The sequence below is a fragment of the Leptospira jelokensis genome, assembly GCF_004769635.1.
GTDB classification, from domain to species: Bacteria; Spirochaetota; Leptospiria; order Leptospirales; family Leptospiraceae; genus Leptospira_A; species Leptospira_A jelokensis.
Genome location: NZ_RQGH01000040.1, coordinates 1 through 21,464, shown reverse-complemented (window position 1 = coordinate 21,464; position 21,464 = coordinate 1). Strand labels below are relative to the sequence as shown.

21 protein-coding genes are annotated in these 21,464 nt (G+C 40.3%); 12 read left to right on the top strand and 9 right to left on the bottom strand.

The annotated features are described in order from the left end of the window. The first annotated feature begins 24 nt into the window (after positions 1-24). Positions 25-903 carry a glycogen-binding domain-containing protein gene (locus tag EHQ62_RS18050; protein WP_135645444.1) on the top strand — a complete coding sequence of 293 codons (879 nt, stop codon included), beginning with the start codon at positions 25-27 and terminating at the stop codon, positions 901-903. Positions 904-971: 68 nt separating this feature from the next. Here EHQ62_RS18050 and EHQ62_RS18045 read toward each other — a convergent pair whose 3' ends face one another. From EHQ62_RS18045 to EHQ62_RS18015, 7 genes are all read right to left on the bottom strand, one after another. Then, complete coding sequence (locus EHQ62_RS18045) at positions 972-1,298, bottom strand: ATP-dependent Clp protease adaptor ClpS (protein ID WP_135645442.1); 327 nt, start codon at positions 1,296-1,298, stop codon at positions 972-974. A 16-nt stretch (positions 1,299-1,314) separates the two neighbouring features. Then, positions 1,315-2,280: a transketolase family protein gene (locus EHQ62_RS18040; protein ID WP_135645440.1), complete on the bottom strand. Its 966-nt coding sequence runs from the start codon at positions 2,278-2,280 to the stop codon at positions 1,315-1,317. Positions 2,281-2,282: 2 nt separating this feature from the next. Continuing rightward, positions 2,283-3,449, bottom strand: coding sequence for a methionine adenosyltransferase (metK, locus tag EHQ62_RS18035; protein WP_135645438.1), 1,167 nt, complete (start codon positions 3,447-3,449; stop codon positions 2,283-2,285). 10 nt (positions 3,450-3,459) lie between these two features. Continuing rightward, positions 3,460-4,212 carry a lysophospholipid acyltransferase family protein gene (locus EHQ62_RS18030; RefSeq protein WP_135645435.1) on the bottom strand — a complete coding sequence of 251 codons (753 nt, stop codon included), beginning with the start codon at positions 4,210-4,212 and terminating at the stop codon, positions 3,460-3,462. Beyond that, positions 4,209-4,901 carry a Rossmann-fold NAD(P)-binding domain-containing protein gene (locus EHQ62_RS18025; RefSeq protein WP_135645433.1) on the bottom strand — a complete coding sequence of 231 codons (693 nt, stop codon included), beginning with the start codon at positions 4,899-4,901 and terminating at the stop codon, positions 4,209-4,211. Before EHQ62_RS18025 ends, EHQ62_RS18030 begins: the two co-directional genes overlap by 4 nt. Continuing rightward, the gene (locus EHQ62_RS18020; protein WP_015676148.1) at positions 4,898-5,182 is read right to left on the bottom strand and encodes a PilZ domain-containing protein; all 285 of its coding nucleotides are present in this window, start codon (positions 5,180-5,182) and stop codon (positions 4,898-4,900) included. Before EHQ62_RS18020 ends, EHQ62_RS18025 begins: the two co-directional genes overlap by 4 nt. 110 nt (positions 5,183-5,292) lie before the next feature. Next, positions 5,293-6,759 (bottom strand): MBOAT family O-acyltransferase, encoded by a 1,467-nt coding sequence (locus EHQ62_RS18015; protein ID WP_135645431.1) that lies wholly within the window; start codon positions 6,757-6,759, stop codon positions 5,293-5,295. 131 nt (positions 6,760-6,890) lie between these two features. Here EHQ62_RS18015 and EHQ62_RS18010 point away from each other — a divergent pair, with 131 nt between their 5' ends. Then, entirely contained in the window at positions 6,891-7,397 is a 507-nt protein-coding gene (locus EHQ62_RS18010) for a DUF3332 family protein (protein ID WP_135645429.1), read from the top strand. Positions 7,398-7,448: 51 nt separating this feature from the next. Further along, positions 7,449-8,522: a hypothetical protein gene (locus EHQ62_RS18005; protein WP_135645427.1), complete on the top strand. Its 1,074-nt coding sequence runs from the start codon at positions 7,449-7,451 to the stop codon at positions 8,520-8,522. Positions 8,523-8,573: 51 nt separating this feature from the next. Here the strand turns inward: EHQ62_RS18005 and EHQ62_RS18000 are convergent, their stop codons facing one another. Beyond that, positions 8,574-8,930, bottom strand: a complete 357-nt coding sequence (locus EHQ62_RS18000) for a single-stranded DNA-binding protein (RefSeq protein WP_135645425.1) — start codon at positions 8,928-8,930, stop codon at positions 8,574-8,576. A 154-nt stretch (positions 8,931-9,084) separates the two neighbouring features. Between EHQ62_RS18000 and EHQ62_RS17995 the strand changes: the two genes are divergently transcribed. The 4 genes from EHQ62_RS17995 to EHQ62_RS17980 are packed head-to-tail and all read left to right on the top strand — an operon-like array spanning position 9,085 to position 14,647. Then, positions 9,085-10,584 (top strand): sensor histidine kinase, encoded by a 1,500-nt coding sequence (locus tag EHQ62_RS17995; protein ID WP_208720727.1) that lies wholly within the window; start codon positions 9,085-9,087, stop codon positions 10,582-10,584. Next, positions 10,581-10,979 carry a response regulator gene (locus EHQ62_RS17990; RefSeq protein WP_135645422.1) on the top strand — a complete coding sequence of 133 codons (399 nt, stop codon included), beginning with the start codon at positions 10,581-10,583 and terminating at the stop codon, positions 10,977-10,979. Before EHQ62_RS17995 ends, EHQ62_RS17990 begins: the two co-directional genes overlap by 4 nt. A gap of 41 nt (positions 10,980-11,020) precedes the next feature. After that, positions 11,021-12,571 (top strand): FMN-binding glutamate synthase family protein, encoded by a 1,551-nt coding sequence (locus EHQ62_RS17985; RefSeq protein WP_244241843.1) that lies wholly within the window; start codon positions 11,021-11,023, stop codon positions 12,569-12,571. Further along, on the top strand, positions 12,572-14,647 hold the full coding sequence (locus EHQ62_RS17980) for an adenylate/guanylate cyclase domain-containing protein (protein ID WP_135645418.1): 2,076 nt from the start codon (positions 12,572-12,574) through the stop codon (positions 14,645-14,647). A 2-nt stretch (positions 14,648-14,649) separates the two neighbouring features. Here the strand turns inward: EHQ62_RS17980 and eat are convergent, their stop codons facing one another. Beyond that, positions 14,650-15,945 (bottom strand): ethanolamine permease, encoded by a 1,296-nt coding sequence (gene eat, locus EHQ62_RS17975; protein WP_135645416.1) that lies wholly within the window; start codon positions 15,943-15,945, stop codon positions 14,650-14,652. Between the two features lie 233 nt (positions 15,946-16,178). On the opposite strand from eat, the gene EHQ62_RS17970 reads away from it, so the two are divergent. The 5 genes from EHQ62_RS17970 to EHQ62_RS17950 all read left to right on the top strand — a co-directional run bounded on the left by EHQ62_RS17970 (position 16,179) and on the right by EHQ62_RS17950 (position 21,410). After that, on the top strand, positions 16,179-17,000 hold the full coding sequence (locus EHQ62_RS17970; protein ID WP_135645414.1) for an LA_0442/LA_0875 N-terminal domain-containing protein: 822 nt from the start codon (positions 16,179-16,181) through the stop codon (positions 16,998-17,000). 21 nt (positions 17,001-17,021) lie between these two features. Beyond that, positions 17,022-17,867: a hypothetical protein gene (locus EHQ62_RS17965; RefSeq protein ID WP_135645412.1), complete on the top strand. Its 846-nt coding sequence runs from the start codon at positions 17,022-17,024 to the stop codon at positions 17,865-17,867. A 105-nt stretch (positions 17,868-17,972) separates the two neighbouring features. After that, positions 17,973-18,800, top strand: coding sequence for a hypothetical protein (locus tag EHQ62_RS17960; protein ID WP_135645410.1), 828 nt, complete (start codon positions 17,973-17,975; stop codon positions 18,798-18,800). A gap of 144 nt (positions 18,801-18,944) precedes the next feature. Further along, a complete protein-coding gene (locus tag EHQ62_RS17955) occupies positions 18,945-19,754 on the top strand; it encodes a carboxypeptidase-like regulatory domain-containing protein (RefSeq protein WP_135645408.1) in 810 nt (269 codons plus the stop codon). Positions 19,755-19,808: 54 nt separating this feature from the next. Then, entirely contained in the window at positions 19,809-21,410 is a 1,602-nt protein-coding gene (locus EHQ62_RS17950; protein ID WP_208720726.1) for a TPM domain-containing protein, read from the top strand. The last annotated feature ends 54 nt before the right edge of the window (positions 21,411-21,464 follow it).

Genomic DNA, 21,464 nt, shown 5'->3' with positions numbered 1-21,464 from the left:
AAGGACTTTAGAGACGACCAAATCATGTTGCAATCCAAATTCATCCGAATCGCCCTCATTTTACTCTTTTTGACCGGTATTGGAATTTTTGCCGACGAAGGGATGGATTGGATTGGTAGTTTTTCCTCAGGTGAACTGGAAATGTCAGATGAAACCGAAGACCAGGACACAGTGTATTACCTCTGGCAACTGGAAAGTTTAAAGAAAAACATCGCTCCACGTTACATCCGTTATCTTGATGTGGAATCTTATGTTTCCAGTGGGAATTTAATGCACCGCGGAATTTTATTTACCTACAATGGCCTAAGAGATGAATCCGTAGAAATTTGTGGTAGTTTCAACAATTGGGAATGTGCCGAAATGAAACGGAACCAATACGGGATTTACTATACCGTCATCGAACCTAACCAAATCAAAGAGAATTATGAAGATGATCCTGTTTATGAATATAAATTTAGGGTGAATGGCCTTCTCACATATGACCCAGAAAACTTCGATAAGGTGGAAGATGGATCTGGTTCTTATTATTCAAGATTTGTATTGGAATCCAAAGACACAGACAGACAGACCAAAACGATGGTTTTAGAAGATTCTGAAAACGAAGAAAGAGACTTACGCACTGTAAAATTCCAAATTTATTTACCCCATGCCGAAGTGGTTCGAGTGGTTGGGAATTTCAACGATTGGAACCCAGAACACGATTTTTTGAAAAAAGATAGGAAAGGAGTTTTTACATTAGAGAAAAAACTCCTGCCTGGTGAATACCATTACCAATTCATAGTTGATGGGGAAACCATGTTAGATACCTACAACCCAATCACCAATATCAAAATTGATACCAATGAATCGGTTTCATCCCTTCTTGTTCCAGAAAGGAATTATGCCCTAGAACGTAAGATGTAAAACTTTTGGTGTTTGCGAATTGAGGGAAACCAAAGCAGAAACATAAAACCAATTACGTTAGAAAAGATTCATTGTTCCAAAGTTGCTGTCATGGATCCTTTTGATGAACTCATCCGAGGGTCGGGTCCATAACCTAAGATTCGTTCGTGGATGAATTCAGCGTGTTCTAATTCTCCAGAAAAGACGATGGTTTTTTTACGAGTGTCAACTTCGACGGCGTGTTGGAAGGCTTTTTCCCAAGTCATTTGGCAAACATCCATGAGCATCTCAATGACATACTCATAGGTATGGTGGTCATCATCCCACAAAACGACTTTCCAAGGGCCACCTACTTTGTGGGGTTTGATTTCAGTTTCTTCTAAAATTGTAGGTTGAGACGCTCCGGAACTGGCCATCACCGAAGCCCTAAACCTATTTTTTCTTTTTGGAAATGGCAAGTTCCGCGTGGGAAACTACATCTTTGGCACGGAGACCAAAATAATCGAGTAAACCACTCCAAGTTCCTGATTTTCCAAAACTATCCTTCATCCCAACTTTGATCACTGGTACGGGGAATTCTTCTGATAAAAGTTCCGAGACGGCAGAACCAAGTCCACCAATGACATTGTGTTCTTCACAAGTCACGACTGCACCACATTCTTTTGCTTTGGCGACTATGGTTTCTTTGTCCAAAGGTTTGATGGTTGCCATATTGAGAAGGGTGGCATTGATCCCTTTTTCTTTGAGAAGGGTCACTGCCGTCATGGCCTCGTTGACCATCACACCGTTTGCAATGATACAAACGTCTTTTCCTTCCGAAATCACTTCTGCTTTCCCAATTTGGAATTTGTAGTTTTCTCTTTCGATCACAGGAATGGCAGGACGGCCCACTCTTACATAAACAGGTCCTTTGTAGTCAGCAATTGCATGGATCACTTGTTTCGTTTCATTAAAGTCCGAAGGACAAATGACAGTCATTTCGGGAATGACACGCATAATGGCAAAATCTTCGATACATTGGTGAGAAGCACCATCTTCACCCACAGTGATCCCACCATGAGAGGCAACAAGTTTTACGTTTAACTTTGGGTATACGACACTATTTCGCACCACTTCCCATGCTCGGCCGGATAAAAACATGGCAAAACTGGAGGCAAATGGCACAAAACCAGATAAGGCAAGCCCTGCCGCATGACCAACTAAGTTTTGTTCTGCGACACCAACGTTAAAAAATCGTTCAGGGTATTTCTTTTTGAAGTCAGCAGTTTTAGTGGATCCGGAAAGATCCGCATCTAAAACCACCACATCTTGTCTGGATGCACCTAACTCAACTAAGGCTTCGCCGTATGCATCTCTTGTTGCTTTTTTGTCCGCTGTTGATTGGCTAGGTGCTCCCATGATTATCCTTTTTTTAAAGCTTCTGCTTTGTCAGTTTTTTCCCAAGTGAATGTACTTCCTGTTCTACCGAAGTGACCGTAAGCAGCAGTTTCTTGGTATTTTCTTCCTTTTCCAAGGAGATCCAAACCATCCACAATTCCTTTCGGAGTGAGTTTGAAATTTGCAAGTACTCGTTTTGCAATTTCTTCATCAGAAATTGTTCCCGTACCAAATGTATCAACAAGAACCGATACCGGTTCAGCAACACCAATTGCATATGCAAGTTGCACTTCACATTTATGAGCAAGACCAGCTGCTACAACGTTTTTCGCGATGTAACGACCCATATAGGCAGCAGATCTGTCCACTTTAGATGGATCCTTTCCAGAGAAAGCACCACCACCGTGACGACCCATTCCACCGTAAGTATCAACGATGATCTTACGACCTGTAAGACCAGTATCACCATGAGGGCCACCGATTTCAAACTTACCAGTTGGATTGATGAAATAACGAGTGTTAACAAGAAGTTCTTTAGGTATCATTTTTTTGATACACTCTTCGATCACTGCTTCTTCGATTTGTTTATGAGTCACACCAGGTTTGTGTTGTGTGGAGATTACCACTGTATCAACACGTTTTGGTTTTCCATCTTCGTATTGGATGGTGACTTGTGATTTTGCATCAGGACGAAGCCATTCAATTTTGTTTGTGTGGCGAAGTTCAGATAAATGTTCGAGCAACTTGTGAGAGTAATACAAAGGAGCAGGCATTAATTCAGGTGTTTCTGCGATTGCAAAACCGAACATCAAACCTTGGTCACCAGCACCTTGTTCTGTGTGTAAACCTTCCCCTTCATTTACCCCTTGGGCAATGTCTGGAGATTGTGCGTGTACATGTGAGGAAACCACAGCGAAGTCTGCATCAAAGTACATATTGATGTCGTTGTAACCAATTTTACGAATCACATCACGAGCGATTTCTTGGGTGTCAACTTTTCCTTTACTTGTGATTTCTCCGGCGATGACAACTAGGTTTGTTGTGACAAGAGTTTCGCAAGCTACACGAGATTTGGGATCTTGGGCTAAATACGCATCGAGAATGGCATCAGAAATTTGGTCACAGACTTTGTCTGGGTGTCCTTCGGATACGGACTCGGAAGTGAAGATATAGTTTTTTAGAGAGGACATATTTTTTACCTTACTTGGTTAAACTTTCGTTTTTAGGTGGTACGTCAATAGAATTGTCAGGAAAGAGTCCACGCACATAGGATTCCAAGGAATCCGCATTGGCCTGCATTTCTTGTTCTAATTTTTTTGCATATTCGTCGATTTGGCTTTCAGAGAGGCCTTTGGGAACATGGAATGGTTTGCCATATTGGATGAAAAGCCGTGCCCCAAATTTTGGGAAAAAATGGCGGTCCCAACTTTTGAAAACATAAGCCCTGTCATAACAAGAATGCAGATACAAAATGGGAAACCCTGTGAGAGAGGCAGTCACTATCACACCGGGTTTCACTTCCTTTCTCGGACCCTTTGGTCCATCCACGGTAAAAATGGGAACTGCCCCTTTTTTCATTTCTTTTAAAATATTCCGAAAGGCACCCGTTCCACCCCTTGTCGAAGAACCACGAACCGAACGAAGGCCAGAGCGAGCAAAGGTTTGGTGGATGATCTCTCCATCTTTGGATTGAGACACAAGTGCCACCATATCCGCTTTTTTCTTTCGTTTTAAATATTGTGTTGCATGGCGGTATAAAGAAAGGGTAGTTTCATGGAAAACGGCAATGATGTAGTCCCTTCCTTGTTCGATTACCTTAGCCGATTCCTCTGGAATGATGAACTTCTGGTTGCGAATGAATAGATACCAAACTCTCACGATGAAGTGAACGACGTAACTTAAAATGATGTATTTGGTTTTCGAATAGGGTTTTTGTTTGTTGTCTGGAATCAAAAAGAATGGTCCTTACCGATCTCCCATAGGGTATCGTTTTCATAAATTTTTACAATTGGATGAGTTTCATTTGTAGGTTTGTCATGTAACAATGAATAAATCATTGATTTGGCCACATACTCGGCAGGGATTGGTTTGAATTTTTTTAAACCAAGTAACCCAAAAGGAATGAAGGATCCTACCATTTCTCCTATTTTTTCTCCCATCCGAAATTCATTTCGTTCCCCGATGAGTAACGAAGGCCTAAAAATTCCCAAAAAAGGGATCTTAAGGATTTTCAGTTCAGATTCCAATTCTCCTTTGACCCGGTTGTAAAAGATAAGAGAATTGGGATCGGAACCCATGGCTGTAATGATATAAAATCCAGGGATCTTTTTTTCTTTGGTTTGTCTTGCTGCAAGTAATGGATAATCAAAATCAATCTCTCGGAATTGGTCTGGACCACCCGCCTTACCAATGGTGGTTCCCAAACAACAAAACACAGCATCAATCCCTTCAGGAATACTTACCTTTCCTGATTGGAAATCATCCCAAGAAGCTTTTACTACTTCAATAGGCAAATTGGGTTTGGAAGAAGTTTCAAAATTCCTTGCCCAAACGATCACTTTTTTGATTTGAGGGTAGAAAAGTAGAGAAAGTAACACTTGTTTGCCGACAAGCCCCGTCCCACCAAGTAATAAGATTTTCATTTGATCTCCAAACTTCTTGCAAGCATTGAATCAGTTAAATTGATTTTTTCTAAAAATTGGATCCCTGCAATGTGATAAATTACGTTTTTGATTTTAGAAGTTTGGGCCCACATAATGGTTCCCTCAAAAAACAATCGTTTTGTGCCCTTTGACCAAACGATGCTTCCCAAAACTTGGGACTCAATTTCATCACTGAGTAAGTCATCCTCACCCAAAAAACAAAGGCCTTCCTCTGAAATGTTTCCTAATTTTCCAAAAAGGGTAATTCCCTCGAGGTCCAAATGGACTTCGAACTCGGAAAAATCACCGGGGGAAATTCTGGGAAGCCTTCGCTCACTTTCCATAGCAACAAACTACATAGAATCCTAGAATTGGAAACGAAAAAAGCAAATCAGAATTGAAAGTAGATAAAAGGAACTGAGTTTTCTGGTGTAGCTAAATTTAAGACAAGGAAGAGGATGGGATACATGGCAAATTCCAAACTGGCGGGAATTTGTTTCCCCTTACCTTTTTCGAAGATAAAATACCCTACAAAATGTCCGAGGGTGAGAAATCCAATGATCCAAAGAAAGTCTTTCCACATATAAGGCCTTAAATTCCCTGTTTGGAAAAGGAAAATCCCTTTTAAATGGATCCAAGCGTTTTCCCAACTGAGGGAACGAAAAAAAACCGCACCCAAAAAGAAAATCGAGTTATTGAGAATATTTTGAAATAACCAAATGGGAACCGCAAGCAAACGAAAGTTTGAAACTCCACCAGTTTCTTTTTTGTCCGGAAACCACTCTTTCCAAATCTCTTCTAACACATAAAAAAAACCATTGAGGGAACCCCAAAATACAAAGGTCCACTGGGCTCCGTGCCAAACCCCACTCACAAACATCGTAAACCATAAATTGAATTTACGTCGAACGGAAGTTACACGACTTCCACCCATCGGGATATAAATATAATCGCGTAACCAAGAATTGAGTGTCATGTGCCACCTGCGCCAAAATCCCGATACCGATGTGGCAATAAAAGGCAAATTAAAATTGGTTGGTAGTTTGTATCCCAGTAACATGGCACTTCCTATGGCCATATCCGAATACCCACTAAAATCGAGATACACTTGGATTCCACCGAGTGCAGCGGCAATTAACAAAGCATAGGCGTGGTGTCCCGCTGGATTTGCATAAATGGTATCAATGGTGGGAGCAACCATATCTGATAAAACAGCTTTTTTAAAATAACCTAACATAAAAAAACGAATTGCCACACGAAACTCAATGTCCTCCAGTTTTTTGGGAGTATAGAGTTGGGGCATAAATGTGCGAGCAGTGACAATGGGTCCTGCCACAAGTTGAGGGAAAAAACTCACAAACAATGCAAAACGAATGAAATCCTTTTCTGCTGGGATTTCCTTTCTATACACATCAATCGTATAGGACAAAGATTGAAAGGTAAAAAATGATATCCCTGCAGGGAGTATGATCTTTAAGACAGGTAAAAATTCACTCCCAAACGCAAAACCCGTGACGGAATTGATCTGCGTCACAACAAAATTATAATACTTAAAGAATCCAAGGATAAACACTAAGTTTGTGATCAAACTAAAAAGTAAAAGGTAGTACCGAACTCGTTCTCTTGTTTCGTTTGAAAGTTTGATGCCTACGTAATAATCAATGGCCGTGGAAAGTAAAATCAAAGCTCCGAATCGGTAATCCCATGACATGTAGAAAAAATAACTACTGACGAGGAGGAAGGTATGCAAGATCCGAGTTTCTTTCGTTTGGTCTGTGAAGATGGATGGGAAAAGGTACCAAACAGTAAAAAAAACAAAGAGAAAGAAGGCAAAATATTCAAAATCAGAAAAGATCAATGGTTTCGCCTTCTACGTAAAAACCAGAATCATCGAAAAATTGTCTATGTCAATCATTTCGACTTGCAGAACCCTTTCGACTCGCGTAAGATTGGTCACTAGTTTTCAGCTAAAAATAAAAGAGGTAGGAAATGAAAAAATTTCTCAAAACGGCTCTCGTAGGTTTATTGTCCTTTGGACTTCTTTCCAATTGTTTTGGAAAATTTGGACTTACAAAAGCCATTTATTCAATCAATGGAAACATACAAATCGGGACAGGAAAAGTAGCTGGTTTTTTTCGATCATTGTTAATGATATTTCCTTTTTCCATCGCTTACTATGTGGGTGGTGTATTAGATGTCCTCATCTTTAACTTAATCGAATTCTGGACCGACCGAAATCCAATTGCAATGTCTGAATATGACTTCGATGGAAAACTCGTAAAAGAATACTCTGAAAACGGACAAACCATCACACTCACCTATTCTGAATGGGGAAAGGTACTTCGTATGGATGCTCCAACACCAAATGGTGTGGAATCGGTTTACTTCTTAAAAGAAAAACCAGAAAAAGCTTACCGCCTCATCAATGGAAAGTATGTGGAAATCCAACAAGTGAGTGGTCCCCTCCTCCCTCCAATGGGCGCAAAACACATCTAATCTCGTCATTGCCCCTAATTTTAGGGGCAATCTTTGGCCGATACTAACAGTATGAAGCGAACTCTTTTTGGTCTATTCCTTGTATTTTTCGTTTGGAGGTGCCAAACACCAAAACAAGTGATGGTTCCGAACTTCCCTACGCAATCGGAACAAATCAATTTGAATCGCATCAAAATGATCACCAAACAAGAGGCCAATCCCTTACAAGAATCGAAAGATTCAAAAAAACCACTCACCCAAGAACCGGGAGTCAACATTGAATATTCCGAAAACAAAATCCCGTTTATCCAATTGGATTTGTTTTTTGAAGATGCAGGCATTAGCATCATCGAAGAGATCATTGCTGGCACCATCATCGAACATCATATTGTCGCACTCAACCAAAAAGGGGAAATTATCGCCAAACAACCTGTAAACTTCCAAGCCTATGAAATTTTGGAAACCAAAACAGAAGTCATGCGAAACAAAGTGATTGTAGGTGAATCAAAAAAACCGGTGAAAGTGAATAGCACAACACCAGAAACAAGAGTCACTAGAGAAGCCATTGAAAGGCAATACACCGACCGTGACACAGTGCCTCAGGTTTTGGAAATTTTTGATGGGAAAGTGCCAAGTCCTGGCGAATACATTAGCATTTATTTAGAATTAACATATGTAAATCCACACCTTGAACCCAATTGTGAATCTTATGGTGGGAATTGTTTTGGCGCCAAACAAAAGTTTTTTGAAGATGTAACAACTCGAAATCGAAGAGAATTGGATATCTTGAGAAATCGTTATGTAAATGGTGAGATCGCACAATTCCCAAACCTTACCAAAGAAGAACAATCGGATTTCAAAGCCAACATTAAATCAAAAATCGATTCTACAAACGGAAGTTTTGGACCAAGGCATGCGTATACAAAATTCTTTTTTAGAGAATGGAATTTGGTTTCTTCACCAAGATACTTTCGAATTTTATCCGTGGGAAAACTCGGGCGTCAAACTTCGTTAGATGAAACAAAAGAAGAAAAACGAACCGATGAATCAAAAGAGAATGGCGCTTCCGATAAAGAAGAAGGACACTCTATCTTCGATTCACCAACTCATACCAAACACAAAAAAAGAGTGATCCAAACCCCTTAAAAGGATCTTGATTGGGTGAAGGAAAATTCCCTCACCCAATCCAAAGCTGAGTTAGGCTGCCTTCTCTTCCTTTTTCCCTCGCATCCCATCAAACCGAACTGTCGTTGCGGTGACGATGACTTTGGAACGGTTTTCTCCATCAGGGGTTTTCCAACGATTTTGTTTTAAATTGCCCATCACAGTGACTTTACTTCCCTTTTTTAGGTATTCAACGCAGTTTTCCCCTAGTTTTTCCCAGGCATCCACTTCGAAAAAAGAAACATCGTCTTTGTCCTTAGCATCTTGTGAGTATTGGGAATGGTTCACAGCCACTGTGAAATGTGCCAGTGACTTTCCACCTGAGATTGATTTTTCTTCTGGGTCAGCAGTTAAATTTCCATCCAGAATGATGTACGATAGATTTTTCATTTGAAGTTCCTTATTACAGTTTTATGGCCACAGATTCATAGGTTCAAAACTTTAGGATTGGTTAAAAAAATTTGCGAAGTCAGAAGGTCCATAAAAAGAAAAAAATCTGATATTTAGGATAGACATTCAATTTATTTGCATTAAGAATTTATGTGTGGGACTTGCTGATTCAGAAATCTTAGAACTATTAACTACGATTAGCCGAGAATTGGTTTGTTTACATGAAACCGATGGAACTTACCTTTATGTCAGCCCAAATGCAAAATCAATCATCGGTTATGATCCAACAGAACTTCTTGGCAAAAACCCATATGATTTTTTCCATCCTGATGATAGACGATTGATTTTTGAAAGGGCCCACCAACCCTTACTGCGTGGTGCAAATAATATCAGTCCCACTTTTCGTTTTTTACACAAAAACGGAAACTATATTTGGTTACAAAGTGACAATCGTCTTATCACCCATCCAAGCACGAATCAACAATATTTACACACCTCTTCCAGAGATATCTCTGAAAAAATTGAGTCCGATGCGAACTTAGCCCTGTCGGAACGAAAGTTTAAAACACTTTTTAAAGACTCACCGATTGGCCTTGTTCTTTCTAGCAAACAAGGTTACATCGATGAAGTCAACGAATCCTTTGCTAAATTTTTAGGGTATGAAACCTTTGAACTTTTAGGAAAACATTTTTCTGAGATCAGTTCTATTGGAGAACTCGAAGAAAATTTGCGTTACCGTGATTCTGTGCAGAAGGGAATGATTGACCACTATTCAATCGAAAAACAATACTTACACAAACAAGGGCATTTGGTTTGGGCTTACATCACTGTCACCGTATTACGAAATGATGATGGGCAACCCATTTACTATTTGGCGCAAATCCTTGATATTGACGAAAGGAAAAAAACAGAAACCCTTCTTTTAGAAAACAACGAACATTTAAAAGCGACAAAAAACTCACTTCTCATCCAAAACAAACAACTGCAATCTTATAACCAAATCATCTCGCACCACCTGCGTGCACCTGTTAGCAATCTAAGGAGTTTGGTAGATCTATTAAAAGTCACTGACTCTTTGGAAGAAAGGCGGGAGTTACAAGACCACCTAGAAGAAGTCACAGAAAATTTAGAAACGGTTCTGTCAGAACTCATCACCACATTAAAAATTCAAAATTTAGAAAATTACCATCCGGAATGGATTCCTTTACCAGAGATCATTTCCAAGGTATGCAAATTGATGGAAGGGGAACTCTACAAAAGGAAGGTCCAAATTGAATCCAATCTTTCCAACGAAGACAGAATCTTTGCTTCAAAGGATTACTTAGAAACCCTCCTCATCCAACTTTTCAGCAATTCCCTCCAATTTGCCGATCCAACGAGGGAACTTCGGATTGTCATTGAGTCCTTTTCCGTGGGAAGGGAAACCTCCCTTTCCTTTTCTGATAATGGAACAGGCATCGATTTATCCCGATACGGAGACCAAATTTTTCAGATGAAAAAGACTTTTCATCGTCATATGAGTGGGAAAGGTCTTGGTCTGTTTTTAATGAAATACATGATGGAATCAATGGGAGGCAGGGTTGAGGTCACTTCGCGGCCTGATGAAGGTGCGACCTTTCTCCTCCACTTTCCAAATGCGGGGAACAAAACATGAACCCCAAAATTTGTATCATTGATGATGATAAAATTTACCAATTCACAACAAAGAAAATCATTTCCAATGCAGGTATCACAGGAGAAGTACTGATTTTTTCGGATGCGGAACACGCATTAGAATACCTGCAAACAGAATCCCATTCAAAGGAATCTTTACCTGACATCGTTTATTTAGATATCAATATGCCCTTTATGGACGGTTGGCAATTTTTGGAAGCCATCGAACCTTTATTACCTCAGTTTCCCAAACAAGTTCAAATTTATTTGGTGAGTTCGTCTGTCGATGATGCAGACACTGATCGTGCTGCGAACATTTCTTATGTCGCAGGTTATATTTTCAAACCCTTTACCAAAGAAAAACTTTTGGATTCTTTGGCTCATTTGCAATCTTAGCTTGTCAACATCTCACTTTGAAGTTAGAAATGGTCGCACAAATGATGAATGAAATGCTGAATTGGATCGAAACAAATCCCTTGTCCGCCACTTGGATTGGACTCTTTCTTTTTTTTGTGGCTGTCTTTGTGCGTGACATCAGTCAAAAAAAACACACCATTCAAAGAAACTTTCCCATCGTCGGAAGGCTTCGGTATTTCTTGGAAATGATTGGCCCAGAACTCAGGCAGTACTGGGTTGCCAATGACAAAGAGGAACGTCCTTTCGACAGAACCGAGAGAAGTTGGATTTACGCCACAGCCAAAGGCCAAAACAACAACTTTGGATTTGGAACCACTGAGATCCAATACGAACCTGGTTACCCTATCATCAAACACAGAGCCTTTCCTTATCCAGAATCGAAAGCATATGTGCATAATGGTGATCCCAGTTGTATCCCTTGTCTCAAAATCATTGGTCCCAAACGAAAATTTCCCTATCGCCCTTATTCCATTGTCAACATATCTGCCATGTCTTTTGGATCCTTAGGCAAAAATGCAGTCCTTGCATTAAACCGCGGAGCAAGAGATTCCGGTGCCTACCATAACACGGGTGAGGGGGGACTTAGCCATTACCATATGGAAGGTGCTGACATTGTTTGGCAAATTGGAACAGGCTACTTTGGTGCTCGCGACCATTCTGGAAAATTCAATTTGGATGTTCTCAAAGAGAAAGTGGGGAAAAATGCCTGTGTAAAGATGATTGAAATCAAATTGTCTCAAGGCGCCAAACCAGGGAAAGGTGGAATCCTCCCTGCCAAAAAAGTAAACGCAGAAATTGCCGCAATCCGCCACGTGGAAGAAGGAAAAGATTGTATCTCACCTAACTCACATTCTGAATTTACCAATGTCAAAGAACTCGTACAATTCATCGAAAGGATTGCAAATGGAACGGGGTTACCTGTTGGGATCAAAAGTGCGGTGGGTGAAATTGAGTTTTGGCAAGAACTAGCAGAAGAGATGAAACAAACTTCCCAAGGTCCAGATTTTATCACCATCGATGGTGGTGAAGGTGGCACGGGAGCGGCACCACTCACGTATGCAGACCATGTTTCCTTACCTTTCAAAATTGGATTCCAAAGGGTGTACACTCTGTTCCAAAAAGAAGGGATCTCCGAAAGGATTGTTTGGATTGGATCCGGAAAATTAGGATTCCCTGATCGAGCGGTTGTTGCCATTGCCATGGGATGTGACCTCATCAACATTGCGAGAGAGGCAATGTTATCCATCGGTTGCATCCAAGCACAAAAATGCCACACCGACCATTGTCCTGCAGGTGTCGCCACACAAAACTGGTGGTTACAACGTGGTGTGGATCCAGAACTCAAAGGAAAACGTGCGGCCAAATACATCCAAGGATTTCGTAAGGAACTTTTGAGTTTGGCCCATTCTTGTGGGTACGAACACCCAGGACAATTCACAGGACAAGACATCGAAATCAGTATGGGGATGAACCGCTACCAAACCTTAGAAGGATTACTCGGTTACAAACGGGATGAAGTGAAATTTACCAAACTCCAGGACTATACTGTTTTTCCCAAACGACAAGCTTAAATGAAAAAACTCGTTTTCCTTTCCTTATTATTCCTCATCAGTTGTTTGTCTGAAGAAAGGAATGTCAACAAAGAAGGGAAAAATGGGTTCATCAACTTAAAACAGCATTCTTTCCAAACGGAACCATTCGTGGCTCTATTTGGCGAATGGAAATTTTATTGGAACACTGCCCCCACTCAAATCGTCGAACGTGAAACGGACACAAACATCCAGTTGCCAAACCATTGGAATGGATACCCAATGGATTACGGCAAACTGCCTGGTTTTGGACATGCCAGCTTTCGGATGAAGGTACAATTGCCCGACGATTTACAAGAGACTTTGGCTCTCACTGTCCATGAACAGGACACATCGTACGCAATTTATATCGATGGCAAGTATTATGGAGGATCTGGTACCCCTGCAAGTAATACTGTACAATTTGTACCAATGGTAAGGTCCACCATTGTTGTTTTACCACAAAAACCAAATATCACCATCGATTTGTATGTTGCCAATTATGTTCACAGAAAAGGTGGAATTTGGAACGATATCGTTTTATCACCTTATACGAAAGCAGAATCTCGTCTCACCAAACATAAAATTAACGAAACCATCCTCTCAGCCATCTTTGCGTTTGTAGGCATATTCTTTTTGGTCATGTATTTTTATAACCGAGATGGCAAACAAACTCTTGGAATCTTTTTGTTTTCGTTTGCTGTTTTACTAAGAACCATTTCAACTGGAGAGCGGATCATCCTTGAATTTGTAGAAATGCCATATTGGTTATTACTACGACTGGAATATCTCTCTTGGTATTGGTCTGCACCCCTCCTCTACCATTATTTTTATACGATCTTTCCTGGAGATTTTTCAAAAAAAGTTGGCAATCTGTTTTATGGACTTTCTCTCATACTGACATTTGGTCTCCTGCTACCTCCCGTTTATTTTACAGAAACAGCTTCCATTTACCCAATTGCTTTTGTCCTAAATGGATTATTTGTTTTGTTTTATTTGTTTCGTTCCTACAAAAACAAACGGATGGAATCAAAACCATTGTTATTTGGAATATCACTGATTTTAGTTGGAGCCACCAATGATGTGTTACATGCCGAGGCCATCGTCCACACAACCTACATTGCACCATCAACTGTCGTAATTTTTGTATTTTTACAAGTATTTACCTTTGGAAGGATTGTCCGCCAAAACATCATCAAAACCTTAGAATTTGCAGAAGAACAAAAACAATTTAGTTCTTCTTTTAGCAGATTTGTTCCCACTGAATTTTTATACCACTTAGGAAAAGATGACATCCGCCAAGTGGACTTGGGGGACCAAGTCCAAAAACGAATGACCGTACTCTTTGCCGACATTCGCTCCTTCACTGAATTTTCAGAAACACTGACACCTAAAGAAAACTTTGACTTTCTCAATAGTTACTTACAAAGGGTTGGTCCTATCATCAGACATAACCATGGTTTTATTGATAAATTTATCGGTGATGCGGTTATGGCACTTTTCCCTTACAATATCAATGATGCGGTCAAAGCGGCTGTTGAAATGCAGGAAGCCATTCGCGTCTACAATATCCACCGTGCAAAATGTGGGTATATCCCCATTGAAGTTGGTATTGGAATCCATACAGGCAATTTAACCCTTGGAATCTTGGGTGAACACAAACGGATGGAGGGAACTGTGATTTCTGATGCTGTGAATTTAGCATCACGCATTGAAGGGATCACAAAATTATTTTCTGCTCGCATCGTAATCAGTGCAGAAACCTTTATCGAAGCTTCGGAATCATTGGGATTCCACTACCGTTTGCTTGACAGAGTGAATATCAAAGGCAAAACCGAATCTGTCTTCGTAGTGGAAGTGTTAGATGGATATGAGCCAGAGAAGGCTTCTCGTTTGATCGCATCAAAAGATGATTATACTTTGGCTTTGGATGCGTATAGAAGAGAAGATTTTGAAGAAGCAATGAATGCGTTTTCAGCACTGTTGGATCAAAATCCTGATGATTCCGTATCTCGGTTGTTTTGCGACCGCTGTAAAGAAGCCCTCGAAAGGCAAAAATTAGAATCTGGTCATAGTTAGAATCAATTTCGATTCACTTGCCACCGGTAACCAATTCCTAAAATCACACCCACTACTACGACTCCGAGTGTGAGGTTTGGCTCAGCGTACGCAACAGATCCAAATGCAACCAATCCAAATAAAATCGCAAGGATAGGCAAATAGGGATAAAAAGGTGCCTTGTATGGCCGGTTGAGATTTGGTTCTTTATGATGTAAGGCCAAATAAGAAATTAAACTAAAAACATACATCCCACAAGCACCTAACGCCGATATGGAGATGAGTTCGGCGGTATCTAAAAATACCATACAGAAAATTCCGAGAGCCCCTCCTGTGAGGACTGCATTTTGAGGTACAAAACTTTTATGACTTAATTTTGATAAATAGAGAGGTAAATATCCACTTTTACTCATTGCGTATAATAAACGTGAATTGCCAAGGATGATGCCAAAGAGGGATGCAACCAAACCAAATAACCCAATGAAAGTAAACAAAATGGGCCAAATGGAACCATCACCATATAATTTATGCAATACGAAAGAAAGTGGGTATTCTAACTTTGAGACTTCTTCTGTACTTGTCACGGAAGCCGTGAAGACAAAGATCATTCCTGCAAGCACAAGTAAGGTAAAAATCCCAGCTATGTATCCTTTGGGAATGTCTTTTTCAGGATGTTTCACTTCTTCGGCCGCAAGTGCCACACCTTCTACTGCTAAAAAAAACCAAATGGCAAAGGGAATGGAAAGTAGAATTGAGGAGAGTGAAAGCGAACCCAAATCAGGCAGGTTCGGGATTTGGTTGTTTGACAAAAAGGGAAGAAGTAAAGACAAGTACAAGAAAAGTCCAAGAACAGCAATGATAGTGACTAATAATTCAAATCTTGCGGTTTGTTTGATCCCTGTTAAATTGATTAGGAGTAGGAGTAAAAACATTCCAATGCCAGCACCAAACGCAGGAATGACGGGAAATAAAAAGTGGATGTATCCTCCAAGAGCCGAAGCAATGGCAGGGGGTGCGAGTAAAAACTCAACCAGCACAAGATATCCTGTAAAAAACCCAAAGGAATCACCTAATGCCCGTTTTGCATAGGCAGAAGGTCCACCAGCTTGCGGGATACTGGCAGCAAGTTCCGTAAAACACAAGGCAAACATCAAATAAAAAATTGCAATCCATAGAATGGCGATTCCAAATTCCCAAAAACTAGCTTTTGACCATCCAAAGTTCCAACCAAAATAATCACCAGAGATAACAAGCCCAACTGCCATCCCCCAAAGGTGGACTGAGTGAAGTGCCTTATGTAGTTTTTGTCCTTCTTCCATCGTTACCTTTCTCCTTTCTCCTCACTCATGTGCCATGATTGCCAATTTGCATCAATCATCCACATCTTCCCACTCTCTCTCCGTTGCCAAAACCAATCGAACAATCGTTCTATGGCAGAAATATGGTGCAATTTTGTCATGTTATTTCACATTTTATTATGATTTCTTAATTGCATTTGAGAAACATTCTAATTAGTATAGGACAAATCCTAGATTTTTTTGGAACAGACTCCATGCGAAACCACAAACTAACATTCCTTATCCTTGTTTCCTTCTTCATCCTTCCTCTGCAAGCCGTACAAACGATATTGTTAAAACAAGGTAAGTCCATCAAAGGGATCGTCACAAACCAAAACGTAGATACCGTCGAAATCGACACCCAAAACGGCAAACATATGGTCATTTCTAAAAAATCTGTCTTGAAAATCATCTACAAAGATGTTGCCGAAGCAGAAGAAGAGAAAATTAGGAAAGAAGAAGAAGAAAAAAGAAAACAAGAAAAAGAAAAAGCGATCGCAGCCAAACAAGAAGAGATTCGCAAACGTAGAGAATCAATCGCCCAACAAGAAACAGATAATCGTATGAAAATCCAAGAAGGGAATGTAGCAACCCACAGCCTTCGTGATTCCTTTGTGTTAACTTCTGTTGCTGACGGAAACATGATCACCTTGGCTCCCGAATCAGCAAAATGCCAAACCTTTAAAGAATACCCAGAATACTTTTGGTTGTTTGGTGCCCTTCGATTTTATGAACCAAATTGGGATGAATTACTTCCCAAAGACAACCGCCCTGTGCGCATCAAACAAACTTCTACTTGGACCGATATGGCCATCACTTTGTTTGGTGGATTTGCCGTCACCATCACACGTAAAACCATAGTTGTAGATGTTTGCGAAGGGAATGGTTTCCGTATGGTTTCTGATACCGAAATCAGACGAATCAAAGAAGAAGCGGTAGAACAAATCAAAACCGAACAAGAGTTAAAGGAAGCTGAAGAAAAATACGAATTAGAGCAATTAGAAAAAGATTTAGAAGCTTTAAAGAAAAAGAGATAGGAATCCAAGAGAGTACTTCAAATGAAATCTCCATTTTCAATCTTCCAAATTTTGGCCATTTCTAAAATGGCCAGAGGGATCTGTATTGTATTCCTACCTTTTCTATTGGTTCAAAACTGTTATTACAATCCTTTTGTGTATGATCTTTTGAATCCTGTCATCGAGGGAGAAGAAAAAGCAGGGCTTTTTCCTGGCAGTATTTTATTGGCATTAGGAAGGCAACCCAGTTCTTTTGGCATCTCAGGAATCATTAGAAATAGTGCAGGGGCAGTTCTAACTAATAAAGAGCTTACGGTAACTGCTTCTGATAGTACCGAGGCTGGATTAGACAGTACGGGTAGTGTTGATGGTGTGGGCCGCTTTTATCTAAATTTAGGTTTAGGCAATACGACAATCCATATTACCGATTTCGGCGAGGATGTGTTTACGTTTACTTTGAATGTGACTGCCCAAGGTTTAATCACTGTCACTGCAAACGATTCCTCAGAATACGTGGTGGAGGGCCTTATACCTTACGATCCAAACAACAAACCTGTGTTTTTTGATCTGATTTCATCAACACCAGAAAATAATGAAACTATATACACTGCTAATCATAACTTTCAGCTTTGTTTCTCAGATACATTGCCAAATTGGGAGTTTTCTGAATTAGAGACAATAATAAATAACAATGTCATTGTGTCTCCCTCTACTATTTCGTTTGGATCCACTTCTTTATTTAACGGCAATTGTATGACCATCATGGCAACGGTGACTGTCTTTGATATCGAGTATACCATGCAAATTGGACCTGGCATTTATTCTTCCAAAGGAACACCGGTTACACCAACAACGATCCGTTTTTTCACCCAGGAAAATGCTCCTTGAGTAGCAATTTTTTTCTTTTCAAGTCTATTAGAATGAAATAAATTATAGAGAATGAGTCAATCGATAGGAAAGAGATGATCCCTCGGTAACTTAAGGAAGTTGGATATGAAATCACAAATGTTAAAAACCTTTCTTTATTTCTTCTTTTTCAGCTTTTCCAATTGTTATTACAATCCCATTGTAAATTCCCTCTTAAATCCCCCTGAGACCGAAGGAAACAATTCCGCTCTAGCACTCCTAGGTTTACCTGGACCATCACTATGGATCACAGGGCAAATCCGTTATGCCAATGGTGTGGCGGAAGTGGGACTAGTATTGCAACCTGGCAAATCCTTTGCGCCACAGACCAAATCAACAACAGGTTATGTAACGGATGAAGGTGGTAGATTTTATATCCCTTACCAAACAGGATCCATTCCTTTTACGGTTTATAAAAACGGGTCTTATCTTTTTGAATTCTCTTTAATTGTAGATAGTCCGACTTCAATTTCCACTTCCACTTACGGAGCTGCACCCACTCTTGAGATCACAGGACTTGGAACCACAATTACTAATTCTCCCTCAAACTTTTTTGAACTTGTCGGAGTATATTATCTAGATGGAGAAATGAATGAAGTTGTCATTGATAGAACAAATCACTATACAACCGTTGGATCTCTCATTTTAAAATTTAATGCAAATCCAGCCTCTGTTGAAACTAATGATATTTCCTGGATCCAAAGTGCAATCATCATCACACCTTCTCCCTCTGTGGGATACCAAGCACTCGGGATTGCAGGGAATCGGATTACCTTTATTGGTGCAGAAGGATTTTCAATGAACACTGAATATTTGATTGATGTCACAAATCATATAAAATCTGAGTCTGGCATTGCTTTAACACCTCGCAGAATTCGATTTTGTTATGAACCATCGACTCCATGCATTTTTTAGAAGGTAAATTAAAATCGTTTACGATTTTCCATAGGACCCCGATACACTTCCCATTTTCACTTGACATCATACATTAATATATTCTATATTTTAAATATTCAGTTTTACCCCAATTGTTTTTAGACAAATGGAGTAGAATCAACCATGAAACAAATCTTACATACCCCCATCATCCTATTCTTCTCCCTCACGCTTTCCAATTGTTACTTCAATCCACTTGTCAATTCTCTCTTAAATCCCGCTGAAACCGAAGAGAACTCACTCCTACCAGGCCTTTCACTTTTGTCAATTTCAGGCGCACCATACGCAATCTCCCTCACTGGGCAAATTCGCAATGAAAATGGAGCAACAGTCAACGACGCGCTCCTAACGGTGACCAGTCGTTCCAACGATTTGGATGGATTGGATGCATCGGCTACGACGGATGCGGGAGGTAGGTTTTTCATACGTCTTGCCACAGGCACAACAACATTTGCCGTGACGCAAGATGAATCCCCCTATTTTACGTTTACACTCCGAGTCAATTCCCCCACTGACATTCAAGTCGTGGACATCAGAGACAATTCCTTCCCAGTGGAAGTTTCAAGTTTCTTTCCATTTGATCCAGGAAACCAACCTAGTTTTTTTGAAATGGTAACTTCCAATCCTTATCACAATGAAATTCGAGTCACCTCACCAGAAGGATTTGAGTTTTACTTTACTGAAGATGTGTTTGGACCAGAACCAAACCAAGAAGCGCAGTGGCTCTCTGAAAACCTAACAGTTGTTCCAAGTATTACATTTGGTCCAGTGACAAATAGCACCAGTTCGTTTTATGTTGAAATTTCCAATTTGACTAATGGAGCAACTTACCAAATCACTTTGAATTCGAGTTTGCGTTCCTCTGGTTCGGGGATCCCTCTCACTCCAAGGACCATCACTTTCAGCTGTGTATCCCAATGCGGTAGTTTATAACTCATACTTGACAAACCTACAGATTCTGCTTATGTTCTTTAGATCGTGTATCCATTGAATCCCTTTCCATCCCGACTTACCTCCCGAAAAGCAAGGCCAAACAAAAGCCAAAAATGGTTTACCCAAGTATTCCTCATTGGTCTTACATTGGTTTTCACAGGAATCGTCAACTTACAATGTTCCGATACCAATGAGGATTCTCTCGATGCCCTTGTGACCAAAGTACCCAATCCCAAAACACTCCGCAATAGTTGGGTAGAAGATAGCGCGGGTGTCTTAACTGACACTTCGGTGATAGACCAAATGATCAACGCGGAAGAATCTGCTTCCGGATTGGAAATTGCGGTGGTAACTTTACCGACAATTGGAAGTTATGTGCCGAAAGATTTTGCGGTCGCGCTATTCAACTATTGGAAGATCGGGAAAAAGGAAAAAGACAATGGAATCCTTGTTTTACACATCATCGACCAAAGGCGAGTGGAAATCGAAATTGGGTATGGTTTAGAAGGTGATCTTCCTGATGCCATTGTAAAACGGATCATCGATACTTACACGATCCCTGCGTTCAAAGCAGACAATTTTCAAAAAGGCCACGCTGATACAGTTGCGGCACTCATCAACAAAATCAATCATCCCGAAATCCCAGTAGAAGCTCTGCTGACAAATGCAACCGCCAATTTTGACCTAACCGATGTTGGCTCCGAACCAACCGACTCTGACGAAAATGTAGCCGCCAAACGAACCAATGTTTACGATTACCAAGGCAAAGCCTATGTAGATCTCAGCCCAGAGGAGAAACAAATCCTCGACCAAACGATCGAATTGTACAACACCACTCCCAATTTTTTCTTAAATGACGAAGAATCGCGGCTCTTAAATGAAAAATTTGCAGAATCAGAAAGAATAGAAAAAGAAGAATCCTTCCAATTCAAAACCACATTCATTTTAGGTTACCTTGGAATTTTTCTATTTTTGAATCTTTTCCAACGAATCATTGTTTGGCTTACTCCTTCTCCCACCGCCAAATACCATATCGTCCACAAAACAGATTTTATTCTCTATTACGGACTTGCGATCAGTCCTCTTGTGATTACCATCACCCTATTATCTGTTTACCTGGGAGAGGCCTTATTCCCTGTATCGATTTTTCTGATCATTGCAAGCATCGTGGTTTACTTTTTCTTTTTCGGTGACCATCGCATGCAAAAACTGAAAGCAAGATTACAGACGATTCGCAATATCCCAAGGACTTGCAAACATTGTGGGAGCACGATGACCAAACTTTCGGAAGAAGCAGATAACAAACACCTATCAGCAGGGCAAATCTCAGAAGAAATTGTGAATTCAGTGGATTATGATGTTTGGGTATGCCAAAGTTGTAAAAATCATTCCATATTTAAATTTCGTAACATCAGTCCTGAATACATCTATAAAGGGACTTCTTTTCCCAAAATCAAAGTTTGCCCAGAGTGCAAATTTGAAACCTTTGTTTGCAAATCTAGTCGTGTTTTATCAGAAGCAACTTACAGCAGTTCGGGGAAGGTAGAAGTCAGACGAAATTGTGCCCATTGCAAACACCATGTAACGGAATACGAAACCATTCCCAAAAAACAAAAAAGTAGTTCTGGCTCCGGTGGTGGATTGGGACTGATGTAGTAGTCGGCAATCCCATCTCCATTGCTGTCAACCGCATCGGGAATTCCATCCCCG

Excerpts from the sequence above, each read along its gene's own strand:
- EHQ62_RS18050 (WP_135645444.1), top strand. The coding sequence starts at position 25 with ATGTTGCAATCCAAATTCATCCGAATCGCCCTCATTTTACTCTTTTTG.
- EHQ62_RS18045 (WP_135645442.1), bottom strand. The coding sequence starts at position 1,298 with ATGGCCAGTTCCGGAGCGTCTCAACCTACAATTTTAGAAGAAACTGAA.
- EHQ62_RS18040 (WP_135645440.1), bottom strand. The coding sequence starts at position 2,280 with ATGGGAGCACCTAGCCAATCAACAGCGGACAAAAAAGCAACAAGAGAT.
- metK (WP_135645438.1), bottom strand. The coding sequence starts at position 3,449 with ATGTCCTCTCTAAAAAACTATATCTTCACTTCCGAGTCCGTATCCGAA.
- EHQ62_RS18025 (WP_135645433.1), bottom strand. The coding sequence starts at position 4,901 with ATGAAAATCTTATTACTTGGTGGGACGGGGCTTGTCGGCAAACAAGTG.
- EHQ62_RS18010 (WP_135645429.1), top strand. The coding sequence starts at position 6,891 with ATGAAAAAATTTCTCAAAACGGCTCTCGTAGGTTTATTGTCCTTTGGA.
- EHQ62_RS18005 (WP_135645427.1), top strand. The coding sequence starts at position 7,449 with ATGAAGCGAACTCTTTTTGGTCTATTCCTTGTATTTTTCGTTTGGAGG.
- EHQ62_RS18000 (WP_135645425.1), bottom strand. The coding sequence starts at position 8,930 with ATGAAAAATCTATCGTACATCATTCTGGATGGAAATTTAACTGCTGAC.
- EHQ62_RS17990 (WP_135645422.1), top strand. The coding sequence starts at position 10,581 with ATGAACCCCAAAATTTGTATCATTGATGATGATAAAATTTACCAATTC.
- EHQ62_RS17985 (WP_244241843.1), top strand. The coding sequence starts at position 11,021 with ATGATGAATGAAATGCTGAATTGGATCGAAACAAATCCCTTGTCCGCC.
- EHQ62_RS17980 (WP_135645418.1), top strand. The coding sequence starts at position 12,572 with ATGAAAAAACTCGTTTTCCTTTCCTTATTATTCCTCATCAGTTGTTTG.
- eat (WP_135645416.1), bottom strand. The coding sequence starts at position 15,945 with ATGGAAGAAGGACAAAAACTACATAAGGCACTTCACTCAGTCCACCTT.
- EHQ62_RS17970 (WP_135645414.1), top strand. The coding sequence starts at position 16,179 with ATGCGAAACCACAAACTAACATTCCTTATCCTTGTTTCCTTCTTCATC.
- EHQ62_RS17965 (WP_135645412.1), top strand. The coding sequence starts at position 17,022 with ATGAAATCTCCATTTTCAATCTTCCAAATTTTGGCCATTTCTAAAATG.
- EHQ62_RS17960 (WP_135645410.1), top strand. The coding sequence starts at position 17,973 with ATGAAATCACAAATGTTAAAAACCTTTCTTTATTTCTTCTTTTTCAGC.
- EHQ62_RS17955 (WP_135645408.1), top strand. The coding sequence starts at position 18,945 with ATGAAACAAATCTTACATACCCCCATCATCCTATTCTTCTCCCTCACG.